12 protein-coding genes are annotated in these 12,507 nt (G+C 74.4%); 7 read left to right on the forward strand and 5 right to left on the reverse strand.

Going from position 1 to position 12,507, the window contains the following annotated elements; translation table 11 throughout:
- Positions 1-239 precede the first annotated feature (239 nt).
- The gene (locus tag ACF1AL_RS09875) at positions 240-1,601 is read left to right on the forward strand and encodes a glutamine synthetase family protein (RefSeq protein ID WP_366836085.1); all 1,362 of its coding nucleotides are present in this window, start codon (positions 240-242) and stop codon (positions 1,599-1,601) included.
- Between the two features lie 329 nt (positions 1,602-1,930).
- Complete coding sequence (locus ACF1AL_RS09880) at positions 1,931-2,575, forward strand: GAP family protein (RefSeq protein ID WP_391697798.1); 645 nt, start codon at positions 1,931-1,933, stop codon at positions 2,573-2,575.
- A 351-nt stretch (positions 2,576-2,926) separates the two neighbouring features.
- On the opposite strand, the gene ACF1AL_RS09885 is transcribed toward ACF1AL_RS09880, so the two are convergent.
- From ACF1AL_RS09885 to ACF1AL_RS09905, 5 genes are all read right to left on the reverse strand, one after another.
- Positions 2,927-3,946, reverse strand: a complete 1,020-nt coding sequence (locus tag ACF1AL_RS09885) for a TolB family protein (protein ID WP_391825746.1) — start codon at positions 3,944-3,946, stop codon at positions 2,927-2,929.
- Positions 3,943-5,208: an MFS transporter gene (locus ACF1AL_RS09890; protein WP_391825747.1), complete on the reverse strand. Its 1,266-nt coding sequence runs from the start codon at positions 5,206-5,208 to the stop codon at positions 3,943-3,945. Before ACF1AL_RS09890 ends, ACF1AL_RS09885 begins: the two co-directional genes overlap by 4 nt.
- A gap of 2 nt (positions 5,209-5,210) precedes the next feature.
- Positions 5,211-6,101 carry an alkaline phosphatase family protein gene (locus ACF1AL_RS09895; RefSeq protein WP_391820522.1) on the reverse strand — a complete coding sequence of 297 codons (891 nt, stop codon included), beginning with the start codon at positions 6,099-6,101 and terminating at the stop codon, positions 5,211-5,213.
- A 110-nt stretch (positions 6,102-6,211) separates the two neighbouring features.
- The gene (locus ACF1AL_RS09900; RefSeq protein ID WP_391825748.1) at positions 6,212-6,661 is read right to left on the reverse strand and encodes a VOC family protein; all 450 of its coding nucleotides are present in this window, start codon (positions 6,659-6,661) and stop codon (positions 6,212-6,214) included.
- 153 nt (positions 6,662-6,814) lie between these two features.
- Positions 6,815-7,285 carry a carboxymuconolactone decarboxylase family protein gene (locus ACF1AL_RS09905; RefSeq protein WP_391825749.1) on the reverse strand — a complete coding sequence of 157 codons (471 nt, stop codon included), beginning with the start codon at positions 7,283-7,285 and terminating at the stop codon, positions 6,815-6,817.
- A 162-nt stretch (positions 7,286-7,447) separates the two neighbouring features.
- Between ACF1AL_RS09905 and ACF1AL_RS09910 the strand changes: the two genes are divergently transcribed.
- From ACF1AL_RS09910 to ACF1AL_RS09930, 5 genes are read left to right on the forward strand one after another with little or no spacing between them, the layout of a single operon-like run.
- On the forward strand, positions 7,448-8,653 hold the full coding sequence (locus ACF1AL_RS09910) for an NAD(P)/FAD-dependent oxidoreductase (RefSeq protein WP_391825750.1): 1,206 nt from the start codon (positions 7,448-7,450) through the stop codon (positions 8,651-8,653).
- On the forward strand, positions 8,650-8,973 hold the full coding sequence (locus tag ACF1AL_RS09915) for a (2Fe-2S)-binding protein (protein ID WP_391661435.1): 324 nt from the start codon (positions 8,650-8,652) through the stop codon (positions 8,971-8,973). Before ACF1AL_RS09910 ends, ACF1AL_RS09915 begins: the two co-directional genes overlap by 4 nt.
- Positions 8,954-10,531 (forward strand): FAD-dependent oxidoreductase, encoded by a 1,578-nt coding sequence (locus tag ACF1AL_RS09920; protein WP_391825751.1) that lies wholly within the window; start codon positions 8,954-8,956, stop codon positions 10,529-10,531. The genes ACF1AL_RS09915 and ACF1AL_RS09920 overlap by 20 nt, the downstream gene beginning before the upstream one ends.
- Positions 10,528-11,433, forward strand: a complete 906-nt coding sequence (locus tag ACF1AL_RS09925) for a dihydrodipicolinate synthase family protein (protein WP_391825752.1) — start codon at positions 10,528-10,530, stop codon at positions 11,431-11,433. Before ACF1AL_RS09920 ends, ACF1AL_RS09925 begins: the two co-directional genes overlap by 4 nt.
- Before the next feature lie 17 nt (positions 11,434-11,450).
- Complete coding sequence (locus tag ACF1AL_RS09930) at positions 11,451-12,455, forward strand: proline racemase family protein (RefSeq protein ID WP_391825753.1); 1,005 nt, start codon at positions 11,451-11,453, stop codon at positions 12,453-12,455.
- Positions 12,456-12,507 lie beyond the last annotated feature (52 nt).

Genomic DNA, 12,507 nt, shown 5'->3' on the forward strand with positions numbered 1-12,507 from the left:
GGTGTCGCTCACGTCCGGTCCCTCGCCGGCCATTACGGATGGCGGCCCGAGCAGGCAAGATGGGCGGCAGAGAGCAGTACACCCGCAGGACACGGGGCATTCGGCCCGGAGCCGCTTCGCCGATCATGGTCCGCAACGCGCGTGAAACGGTCGTGTGATGGGATGCTGCTCAGGTGCCCGACCGCCTCCCGCCTCACCGGGGACAGGCGGCCTGACCAGCAAGGATGGGGAAGCGGAAGATGGACAAGCAGCAGGAGTTCGTGCTCCGGACGTTGGAGGAGCGCGACATCCGGTTCGTACGCCTGTGGTTCACGGACGTGCTGGGCTTCCTCAAGTCCGTTGCCGTGGCCCCGGCCGAGCTGGAGCAGGCCTTCGACGAGGGCATCGGCTTCGACGGCTCCGCCATCGAGGGCTTCGCCCGGGTCTACGAGTCCGACATGATCGCCAAGCCGGACCCCTCCACCTTCCAGGTGCTGCCCTGGCGGGCCGAGGCCCCCGGCACCGCGCGCATGTTCTGCGACATCCTCATGCCCGACGGCTCCCCCTCCTTCGCCGACCCCCGCTACGTCCTCAAGCGCGCCCTGGCCCGCGCCTCCGACCTCGGCTTCACCTTCTACACGCACCCCGAGATCGAGTTCTTCCTGCTCAAGGAGAAGCCGCTCGACGGCAGCCGGCCCACCCCGGCCGACAACTCCGGCTACTTCGACCACACCCCGACCAACGTCGGCATGGACTTCCGCCGCCAGGCGATCACCATGCTGGAGTCGATGGGCATCTCGGTGGAGTTCTCCCACCACGAGGGCGCGCCCGGCCAGCAGGAGATCGACCTGCGCTACGCCGACGCGCTGTCCACGGCCGACAACGTCATGACGTTCCGGCTGGTGATGAAGCAGGTGGCGCTGGAGCAGGGCGTGCAGGCCACGTTCATGCCGAAGCCGTTCTCCGAGCACCCCGGCAGCGGCATGCACACCCACCTCTCCCTCTTCGAGGGCGACCGCAACGCCTTCTACGAGTCGGGCGCCGAGTACCAGCTCTCCAAGGTCGGCCGCTCCTTCATCGCCGGCCTGCTGCGGCACGCGGCGGAGATCTCCGCGGTCACCAACCAGTGGGTGAACTCCTACAAGCGCATCTGGGGCGGCTCCGAGCGCACCGCCGGCGCCGGCGGCGAGGCCCCTTCCTACATCTGCTGGGGCCACAACAACCGCTCGGCCCTGGTCCGCGTCCCCATGTACAAGCCCGGCAAGACCGGCTCCGCGCGCGTGGAGGTCCGCTCCCTGGACTCCGGCGCCAACCCCTACCTCGCCTACGCGGTCCTGCTGGCCGCCGGCCTGAAGGGCATCGAGGAGGGCTACGAACTCCCGCCCGGCGCCGAGGACGACGTCTGGGCCCTCTCCAACGCCGAACGCCGCGCGATGGGCATCGAACCCCTCCCGCAGAACCTCGGCGAGGCCCTCACCCTCATGGAGAACAGCGACCTGGTCGCCGAAACCCTCGGCGAACACGTCTTCGACTTCTTCCTGCGCAACAAGCGCTCGGAGTGGGAGGAGTACCGCAGCGAGGTCACCGCGTTCGAACTGCGGAAGAACCTGCCGGTGCTGTAGGCGCGGGTCACGCCGTCAACAGGCGCTGATCCCCCGTGTGGCCGACCGCTCGTCGCGGTCGGCCACACGGCGTCTGCGCGCGCCCCCGCGCCGTCCCTGGGCCGTCCGGCCCGGCGCCTGGGGGTGTCTCGTCGGTCGGGCCGGATCCGGGAGCGGTGTGAGGGGAGCATCCGTGTCATGGGGCGGGCGGCACGCGCGTGGCCTGCTTGACCCGCCAGGCCGCCCCTTGCACAGTCGGGACGGCGGCGCGTGACCGCCCGCCTCCTTCCGCCGCCCGGCCCCCGACCCTGGGCCGTGGACGGCCCCGACACCCAGGAGTGGCTGGTCCGATGGTCCTCGACCTGCTGGTGATCGGTACGGCCATCACCTTGGGGCCCCTGCACAACAGCGCCTTCATCCTGTTGCTCTCCTCGCGGCGCGGGGTCCGCCTGGGCCTGGCGTTCCTGTTGTCGTGGCTGGCCGATCTGGTCGCCGTGGTCGCCGTCGTGGTGCTGCTGACCGGCGGGCAGCCCCCGGCCCGTCACAGCGCGCCCTCGACCGCCGGGATCGCCGCGAAACTCGCCATCGGCCTGGCACTGGTGCTGTACGGCGCGCACCGGCGGCGCCGCCCGCCCCGCCCGCACGGCCCACCGCGCTGGGCCGCCCGGATCGACAACGCCTCCTGGGTCTCGGCAGCCGGTCTGGCCTGGCTGCTGCAGCCCTGGGCACTGGTCGGCGCCGGTGCCGCCACGGTTCTGGAGGCGCACCTGTCCACCGCCGGCGACTGGCTCGCGCTGACCGGGTACTGCCTGCTGGCCACGCTCAGCCTCATCGTCATGGAGATGTACGTGGTCTGGGCTCCCGCGGCCGCGGGAGCCCGGCTGGACGCCCTGCGGACCTGGCTCGGCCGGCACCAGGAACAGCTGGTCGTCACGCTCTGCCTCCTCGCCGGCCTGTGGCTGACGGGCGCGAGCATCTTCGAGCTGGTCAGCTGACGTCGGTGCGGCGCAGCGCCGGCGGGGTCCAGTCGCCGGTGAGGGCGGCCTGCCGGGGCCGGGACAGGCGCAGGAAGAGGTCCTGAGGGCGCCGGCCGATCCGGCGCAGCACCGACGCGCCGCCGGGCTCGCTCTCCGCACCGGGCCCGGGCCGTCCCGTGCTCCCCGTTCGCTGTCCGTGCCCGGCACCAGTGCCCTGCCACCCGGCAGGTCCGAGGCCACCAGGGCCGCCGCCAGTCCGGCTTCCGCGCGCGGGACCGCTTCCGCGTCAGACCGGCAAGAGCGGTGTTCACCGCCGGCAAACCACCCGGCGGACGGAAACCGCCGGCGCCCGCGTTGACCCCGTGCCGGTCAGTCCGGGAACGCCGGGGAGACCGCTGCCGTCGTGATGCGCCGGGCCCGGCCCGTGCCGTCCGCCGGTACCTCGTAGAGGTCCGCGCCGTAGTCGCCTGGCAGGGCGTAGAGCACCGTGTGGGTGTCGCGCCACAGGGCCTGGTCGTCGACGCTGCGGGGTTCGGCCAGGGGGGTTTCCCGCAGGGTGCGCAGGTCGAGGACGTACAGGCGCCAGGGGGCGTCCTTCGGCAGGCCGGGGACGCGCTTCTTGAAGGCGATCCGGGTGCCGTCGGGGGAGAGGGAGGGGCACTCCACGTTGCTGCGCACGGTGGTGACCGTGCGGGCCGTCAGGTCGCCGCGGACCAGGTAGGTCCGCCCCTTCGTCGCCAGCGTGGCGTAGAACGTGCGGTCGTCGGCGGCGAACGTCACGCCCCAGAAGTTCACGTCCGCCGCGCGGTAGTCGTGGCCGTCCTTGACGATCCGGAACGCCTCCAGGGAGGGGATCAGCCTCCCCGTGCGCACGTCGGCGATCGCCGCGCGCGTGGAGAAGTTCGTCCCCGCGTAGGAGTCGCCGCCCACGAACGCCGTCCAGGCCGCGAAGTGCCCGCTCGGCGAGACCCGGGCCCGGGACGGGATGCCGGGCACGTCGTAGGTGTGCGTCACCTTCAGGCGGGCGTCGAGCAGCACGGCCCGGTAGGTGTCCGACACCGGGCCGTGCACCGCCTGCAGGCACACGCCGGTGCCGGCGGCCGCGTGGAAGCGCAGGCACTTCACACCGGAGGCGGTGCGCGCTCCCGCCGGGTCCGTGGCCGGCACGCTGGTCAGCTCGTCGCGATGCGGGCCCCACGCCATGTTCCGGAAGACCAGGCGCCCCCGGTCGGTCAGCGTGACCCGGCCCGTGCTCACCGACGGTCCGCCGGGCCGGGCCTGGTCACGCCGCTCCGCCCGCGCCGAGGCGTGCAGCACCGACGCCACCGCGACGCCCGCCAGGACGGCGAGCGCGGCGAACAGGACCAGGAGACGGTTGCGTGCGGTCATGCCGTGCCTTTCGGGCGCAGGGTGAAGGAGAACGCGGCGCACCCGGCCAGCGCGAGGGCCGACGCTGTCAGCGCCGCCCGGTCGCCCCAGACCGTCCACAGCGCGCCGAACGCCAGCGAGCAGGCGAACCGGGCCAGCGCCTGGCCCGTCTGCACCAGCGCGAGTCCCGAGGAACGCAGCGCCTCGGGCACGCTGTCGGAGGCCGCCGCCATCAGCACGCCGTCGGTGGCCGCGTAGAAGGCGCCGTGCAGCACGAGCACCGCGTACGGCAGCGCGCTGCCGTGCCAGGACGTCAGCAGCAGGGCGTAGGCGGCGAGCAGCGCGCCGTGTCCGGCCAGGAAGATCCGCCAGCGGCCCACCCGGTCGGCCAGCCGGCCCGCCGGCACCGCCAGGAGCAGGAACGCGGCCGCCGTGCCCAGCGGCAGCAGGGCGAACCAGCGGTCGGGCACGCCCAGACGGCGCTGGAGCAGCAGATAGACGAAGGAGTCGCTGACGGTGGCCAGGCCCAGCAGCAGGGCGCACAGCGCGATGCGGCGCAGGTCGCGCTCGCGCAGGAGCCCCATTGCACCGCGCAGGGTGGGCCGTGGCCCGTCGTCCGCGGGCGGTGCCGCACGGCCGCCGGGCACGAACAGCACCAGCACCAGCACGCCGACGGCGGCCACGCAGAAGCTGACCGTGAACACCGCGTCGTAGCCGTCGACGGTGAGCCGCAGGATCCAGAACGCGACCAGCGGCCCGAGCAGGGCGCCGGCGGTGTCCATCGCCCGGTGCACCCCGAAGGCGCGGCCGCGGCTCTCGGGCGTGCTCGACAGCGAGATCAGCGCGTCGCGCGGCGCGGTCCGCAGACCCTTGCCGGTGCGGTCGGCCGCCAGGACCAGGCCGATCGGCGTCAGCGAGTGCGCGAGCAGGAGCAGCGGCTTGCACAGGCCCGAGATGCCGTAGCCGAGGCACGCCACCGTCTTGTGCCGGCCCCCGCCGCGGTCGGCGACGTGCCCGCCCAGCAGCCGTACGAGGGCCGAGAAACCGTTGTAGACGCCGTCCAGCAGCCCGAAGCCGAGCGGGGACAGGCCCAGCCCCGCCACCAGGTACAGCGGGAGCACGGCGGTCACCATCTCCGACGACACGTCGGTGATCAGGCTGACCGTGCCGAGCGCGAGGACGGTCGGGGCGACCGCGGCGCGGCGCCGCCCGGCGGGGGGCCGGACGGCGCCGTCCGCGGACGCCGGCGCCGGAGCTCCGGCGCGGCTGTCCGCCACGTACATGGTCAGGACGCCCAGATGCCGGTGATGTCCTGGGCGCCCGCCGCGTTGCCCGCGTGGGAGGACAGGCCCTTGAGGTCCTCCAGCGTGCGCAGCAGGTCGTAGTGGTCGTAGGTGGTGGAGGTGGACGAGCCGGGGGTCACCGGCTGGCCGTACAGGACGGTCGGGATGCGGTTGCCGGAGAGCCGGTTGTCCTCGTCGAAGGTGACCACGAGCAGGCTGTTGTGGGTCTTGGCCCAGGTCGCGTACGCGCCCAGGTTGTTCTTCAGCCAGGTGTCACCGGTGGACACCGAGCAGTCGTGCATGTCGCTGCACAGGTTGGGCACGACGAAGGAGACGTCGGGCAGCGTCGAGTAGTCCGACGGGAACTGCGCGAACGTCTTGGCCGTGGAGGTGGGGACGTTGCTGAAGCCGAACCACGGGTTGTGCTTGCGGGCGTAGTTCCCGCTGCTGCACGTCGTCGACCCCTGGCTGGGCAGCGTCTCGTTGTAGCTGGCCCAGGTCTTGCCGGCCGCCAGCAGTTCGGAGGCGAGGTTGGGCGCGGAGGAGAAGCCCGGGGTGTAGCAGCTGTCGTCGGTGATGCCCTGGGTGGAGCCGGAGAACAGGGCGAAGTAGTTGGGCTGGCTCGGGTGGGTCTCGGCGTACGCCTGGCTCAGGTTGGCGCCCTGGGACTTCAGGGAGTTGATGTACGGGGCGCTGGAGGAGCCGATGACCTGGCTGTAGGCGTGGTTCTCGAAGACCACGACGACCACGTGGTCGGGGGTGGGCACGGCGCCCGCGGCGTGCGCGGAACCGCCGCCGAGCCCGGTCCACAGGCCGACCGCGGCCGCGGCCAGGGCGGTCGCCGAGGCCAGGGCGGTACGGGCGCGGCGGAACACGGAACTGCTGCCGGACACATCAACCTCCGGGGTGGGGAAGAGCGGGGCTGGCGGTGCGGACAGAGCATGCACACGCCAACATTCCCGTGGCCCACGTCCTCCAACCCGAAGGATGAAGAGCGGGTGAACTACCGGTTCGGTCCGGTGGCATGACCGGCCAGCACCTGGTGCAGCGGTTCCGTGGCACGGCGGCGGTACTCCTGGATCGCCCAGCCGTTGCCGTCGGGATCCGTGAAGTACATGAACGTCGCGCCGTCGTCCGGGGCGTACTGCACCGGCTCGGACACCTCCAGCCCGCGCTCGGTCAGCTCCGCGTGGGCCGCCTTGATGTCGGCGACGCACAGCTGCAGGCCCTGGTACGAGCCGGGGGCCGGGCGCGGGCCCTTGGTCATCTCCCAGATGCTGTCGCCGAGCGCGATCGAACAGCCGGAGCCCGGGGGCGTGAGCTGCACGATCCGCATGCCCGGCATGACCTCCGTGTCGATGTCGACGTGTAAGCCCACCTTGTCGCGGTAGAAGTCCCGGGCCCGGTCGATGTCGCTGACCGGCAGCGGGATCACTTCCAGGGTGAAGTCCATCGCTCCTCCTCCGTGTGACCTCTCCACCGAAGCGGATATCGGGGCGCCGCGCCACCGGATCGGCCGAACGGGGCCGCCGGTGTCGGCTCGCCTCCGCCGGGCGAGCCGGCGCACCCGCCGGGGGCGGGCCGGCCCGCCCCCGGCGGGGGCCGGTCAGCCGAACATGCCCGGCTGGTAGTCGCCGGCCGGCTGGCGGACCAGGACGTTCAGCCGGTTGTAGGCGTTGATCAGGGCGATCAGCGACACCAGGGCGGCGAGCTGGTCCTCGTCGTAGTGGTGTGCGGCCCTCTCCCACACCTCGTCCGGGACGCCCGAGCCGTCGGCGATCCGGGTGCCGTGCTCGGTCAGCTCCAGGGCCGCGCGCTCGGCGTCGGTGAACACCGTCGCCTCCCGCCAGGCGGCGACCAGGTTCAGGCGTACGGAGGTCTCACCGGCGTGGGCGGCGTCCTTGGTGTGCATGTCGGTGCAGAAGCCGCAGCCGTTGATCTGGCTGGCGCGGATCTTCACCAGTTCCTGGGTGGCGGCGGGCAGGGCGGAGTCGGAGACGACCTTGCCCGCGGAGTTGACGAAGCGGAGGAACTTGCCGGCGACGGGGGTGCCGAAGAGGTCCAGACGAGCGTTCATCGAGGCTCCCGATGCAGTGGTGGGTGCGTACACCGGACTGACGGACCGACCGCGCCGGATGTGACGGCCATGGTGATGTGACCTGCGTCACGCTCAATGTCCTGGCTGGAGGAAGGTTGCGGCACCCTTGTGAGGCCCGGTGCAATGTGAAATATTACTGACGTGCCCACGAAGGAGCCCGCACCTCTGGACGCCGTGATCATCGGCGCCGGAGTGGTCGGGGCGGCGTGCGCGTACTACGCCACCCGCGCCGGACTCTCCGTCGCGGTCGTCGACCGCGGACCCGTCGCCGGCGGCACCACCGGAGCCGGCGAGGGCAATCTGCTCGTCTCCGACAAGGAGGCGGGACCCGAACTCCGACTCGCCCTGCTGTCCCTGCGGTTGTGGCGCGAACTCGCCGCCGCCCTCCCGTCGCAGGACGCGGTCGAACACGAGCTCAAGGGCGGCCTCGTCGTCGCGTCCGACGAGAGAGCCCTCACCGCCCTGCGCGCCTTCGCCACCGGCCAGCGCACGGCCGGCGTCGAGGCGCACGAGGTTCCCGCCACCGAACTGCACTCGCTGGAACCAGAGTTGGCGCCCGGCCTGGCCGGCGGGTTCCACTACCCGCAGGACGCCCAGGTGCAGCCCGCCCGGGCCGCCGCCGCCCTGCTGCGCGCCGCCCGCCGCCAGGGCGCGCGCGTCCGGCTCGGCGAGGAGGTCACCGCCGTCCTCACCGACGCCCCGGGCGGCGCCGTACGCGGCGTGCGCACCCCGTACGGCGACCTGCACGCCCCGGCCGTCGTCAACGCCGCCGGCACCTGGGGCGGCCGGATCGCCGCGCTCGCCGGCAGCCACCTGCCCGTCCTGCCCCGCCGCGGCTTCGTCCTCGTCACCGAGCCCCTGCCCCCCGGCCTGATCCGCCACAAGGTGTACGCCGCGGACTACGTCGCCGACGTCGCCAGCGGCTCGGCCGCCCTCCAGTCCTCCGCCGTCGTCGAGGGCACCCCGGCCGGCACCGTCCTCATCGGCGCCACCCGCGAACGCGTCGGCTTCGACCGGACCCTGTCCACCGAGGCGCTGCGCCGCCTGGCAGCCCAGGCCACCGCCCTCTTCCCGGCCCTGGCCGACGTGCACGCCCTGCGCGCCTACTGCGGGTTCCGCCCCTACCTGCCCGACCACCTGCCCGCCATCGGCCCCGACCCCCGGGTGCCCGGCCTGCACCACGCCTGCGGCCACGAGGGCGCCGGCATCGGCCTCGCCCCGGCCACCGGCCTGCTCGTCACCGCCGCCCTGACCGGCGCCGAACCCCCCGTGCCGGCCGAGCCGTTCCACCCCGGCCGCTTCCCCCTGCAAGGCGGCACCCCCGTCACCCCAGGAGCCCCCTCATGAGCCGCGCGCCCCGCACCCCGCACGGCCTGGTACGGGCCGAGCCCGCACCGCCGTTCCCCTTCACCTTCGACGGCCGCACCCTCACCGCCCTGCCCGGGCAGAGCCTCGCCGCCGCGCTCTGGTCCGCCGGGATCCTCTCCTGGCGCACCACCCGGAGAAACGGGGCGCCGCGCGGGGTGTTCTGCGGGATCGGCGTCTGCCACGACTGCCTCGCGACCGTCAACGGCCGCCCCAACCAGCGCGCCTGCCTGATCCCCGTACGGCCCGGGGACACCGTCACCCCGCAGGAGGGCACCGGTCATGACACCGCCGGCCGCTGACCCCGCGACCGCCGGCCCGGGCGGCATCGCCGACCTCGCCGTCGTCGGCGCCGGGCCCGCCGGGCTCGCGGCCGCCGTCCGCGCCGCCGCGCTCGGGCTGACGGTCACCCTGCTGGACGCGGGGGAGCGGCCCGGCGGGCAGTTCCACCGGCACCCCGCGCCCGGCCTCGGCGCCGCCCGGCCCCAGGCCCTGCACCACGGCTGGCGGGACTTCACCGGGCGCCTGCGGCGGCTGGCCGCCGGGCCGGTGACCCACCTGCCCCGGCACCACGTGTGGAGCGTCGTCCGGGCGGGCGCGCACTGGCGGCTGCACGCCGTGGCCGCGCCCGGCTTCGGCGACGCGCCCACGACCGCCACCGGGATCACCGGACCCGATCCCGATCCCGATCTCGGCTCCGACCCCGACCCCGGCCACGGTCCCGGCCCCCGTGACCCCGGTGAACCGCCCGCCGGCGAGATCCCCGTCACCGTCGACGCGCGTGCCGTCCTGCTCGCCACCGGCACCTACGAGCGCCAACTGCCCTTCCCCGGCTGGACCTTGCCCGGGGTGATCGGCGCGGGCGGGGCGCAGGCCATGCTCAAGTCGCATCTGGTGCTGCCCGGCCGGCGGACCGTCGTCGCCGGCAGCGGCCCCCTGCTGCTCGCCGTCGCCGGTTCTCTCACGGCCGCCGGAGCCCGCGTCCCCGCCGTCGTCGAGGCCGCCGGCCCCACGGCGTACGGCCGCACCCTGCCCGCCCTGCTGCGCGCCCCCGCCAAGCTCGCCGAAGGCGCCCGGTACGGCGGCGCGCTGCTGCGGCGCGGCACCCGGCTGCTCACCCGGCACGCCGTCACCGCGGCCCACGGCACCACCCGCGTCGAGGCCGTCACCGTGACCCGGCTCGACCAGGACTGGCGGCCCGTGCCCGGCACCGGGCGCCGCATCCCCTGCGACGCGCTCGCCGTCGGCCACGGACTCGTCCCGCAGCTCGACCTCGCCACCGGCCTCGGCTGCGCCACCCGCCGCACCGGCGACGACACCCTCGCCCTCGTCGTCGACGCAGGCCAGGCCACCTCGGTGCCCGGCGTCTGGGCGGCGGGCGAGACGTGCGGGGTGGGCGGCGCCGACCTGGCGGCCGTCGAGGGGGAACTCGCCGCCGACGCGATCGCCCACACCCTGCGCGGCATCCCGCGGGACGCCCGCCGCACCGCCGCGCTCACCCGCCGCCGGGCCCGGCTGCGCGCCTTCGCCGACGCGCTCGCCGCCGTGCACCGGCCCGGCCCCGGCTGGGCCGCCTGGCTCGACGACACCACCGAGGTTTGCCGCTGCGAGGAGGTCACCGCCGGGGAGATCCGCACGGCGGTCACCGGGTACGGCGCCCTCGACGCCCGCAGCGTCAAGCTGCTCACGCGTGCCGGGATGGGCTGGTGCCAGGGCCGGATGTGCGGGCCGGCCGTCGCCCGTCTCACCGGCCGGCCCCCCGCGCCCGACCGCCGCCCGCTGTCCTGCCCGGTGCCGCTGCGGCACCTGGCCGCCCTGCCCGCCAGCCCCCGTCCAGCCAGCGAGGAGCCCGAAGCATGACCGCCGCAGACACCCGCACCCGCCCCTGGCACGGCGTCATGGTCGCCACCGCCCTGCCCCTGCGCGAGGACCGCTCCGTCGACTACGACGCCTACGCCGAGCACGTCGCCCACCTGATCGCCGCCGGCTGCGACGGCGTCGTCCCCAACGGCTCGCTCGGCGAGTACCAGACCCTCACCGACGACGAACGCGCCCGCGTCGTCCGGGTCGCCGTCGAGGCCGCCGGCGACGGCGCCCGCGTGATGCCCGGCGTGTCCGCGTACGGCAGCGCCGACTCCCGGCGCTGGGCCGACCAGGCCGCCGAGGCCGGCTGCGGCTCCGTCCTGCTGCTGCCGCCCAACGCCTACCGCGCCGACGACGCCGGCGTGCGCGCCCACTACGCCGAGGCGGCCCGCGCGGGCCTGCCCGTCGTCGCGTACAACAACCCGCACGACACCCGGGTCGACCTCACCCCCGCCCTGCTGGCCCGGCTGCACGCCGACGGGCACATCGTCGCCGTCAAGGAGTTCAGCGGCGACGTCCGCCGTGCCTACGAGATCGCCGAACTCGCCCCGGGCCTCGACCTGCTCGCCGGCGCCGACGACGTCCTGCTCGAACTCGCCCTGGCCGGCGCCGTCGGCTGGATCGCCGGCTACCCCAACGCCCTGCCCGGCGCCTGCCTCGCCCTGTACCGGGCCGCCACCGGCCGCGACCTCGACACCGCGCTGCCCCTGTACCGCGCCTTGCACCCGCTGCTGCGCTGGGACTCCCGGACCGAGTTCGTACAGGCGATCAAGCTCTCCATGGACCTCGCCGGCCGGCCCGGCGGGCCCACCCGGCCGCCGCGCGCCCCGCTCGCACCGGAGCAGGCCGCCCTCGTCCGCGCCGCCACCGAGAAGGCCCTCGCCGAGGGCCTCGACTGACCGCCGGAGGTCCCGCGTTGCGCACCCGACACGTCTACCACGCCGTCGACTCGCACACCGAGGGCATGCCCACCCGGGTGATCACCGGCGGCGTCGGGGTGCTGCCCGGCGCCACCATGGCCGAGCGGCGCCGCCATCTGATCGAGCACCTCGACCACGTCCGCACCCTGCTGATGTACGAGCCGCGCGGCCACTCCGCGATGAGCGGCGCGATCCTGCAGCCGCCCACCCGGCCCGACGCCGACCACGGCGTGTTGTTCATCGAGGTGTCCGGGGCGCTGCCGATGTGCGGGCACGGCACGATCGGCGTCGCCACGGTGCTCGTCGAGACCGGGATGGTGCCGGTCACCGAACCGGTGACCACCGTCCGCCTGGACACCCCCGCCGGGCTCGTCACGGCCGACGTGCGGGTCGCGGACGGCGTCGCCGAACAGGTCACGCTCACCAACGTGCCCGCGTTCTGCGCGGCCCTGGACCGCACGGCCGACGTGCCCGGGTACGGGACGGTGCGCTACGACCTCGCCTACGGCGGCAACTTCTACGCCTTCGCCGAGCTCGACGCCCTCGGCCTGCCCTTCGAGCGGGCCCGCAAGGACGAGCTGCTGGCCGCCGGGCTGGCGCTCATGGACGCGGTGAACGCCTCGCCGGACCGGCCGGTGCATCCGGAGAACCCGGAGATCGCCGGGCTCAAGCACGTCTACCTGATCGCGCCCGGCTCCGACGCGAAGCACTCGCGGCACGCCATGGCCATCCACCCCGGCTGGTTCGACCGCTCGCCCTGCGGCACCGGGACCTCGGCGCGGATGGCGCAGCTGCACGCGCGCGGCGGACTCGCGCTCGGCGCCGACTTCGTGAACGAGTCGTTCATCGGGACGCGGTTCGTGGGGCGGCTCGTCGCCGAGACCGCCGTCGGGGGCGTGCCGGCGGTCGTGCCCACGGTCACCGGACGGGCCTGGATCACGGGCACCGCCCAGTACTTCCTGGACCCGGACGATCCCTTCCCGGCGGGTTTCCTACTCTGAGGTGCCCGCGAACCGAACCGACGGCAGCCGATCGCCGCGTCGATCGCCGCCC

Source organism: Streptomyces sp. NPDC014801 (assembly GCF_043082085.1).
Classification (GTDB): Bacteria; Actinomycetota; Actinomycetes; order Streptomycetales; family Streptomycetaceae; genus Streptomyces.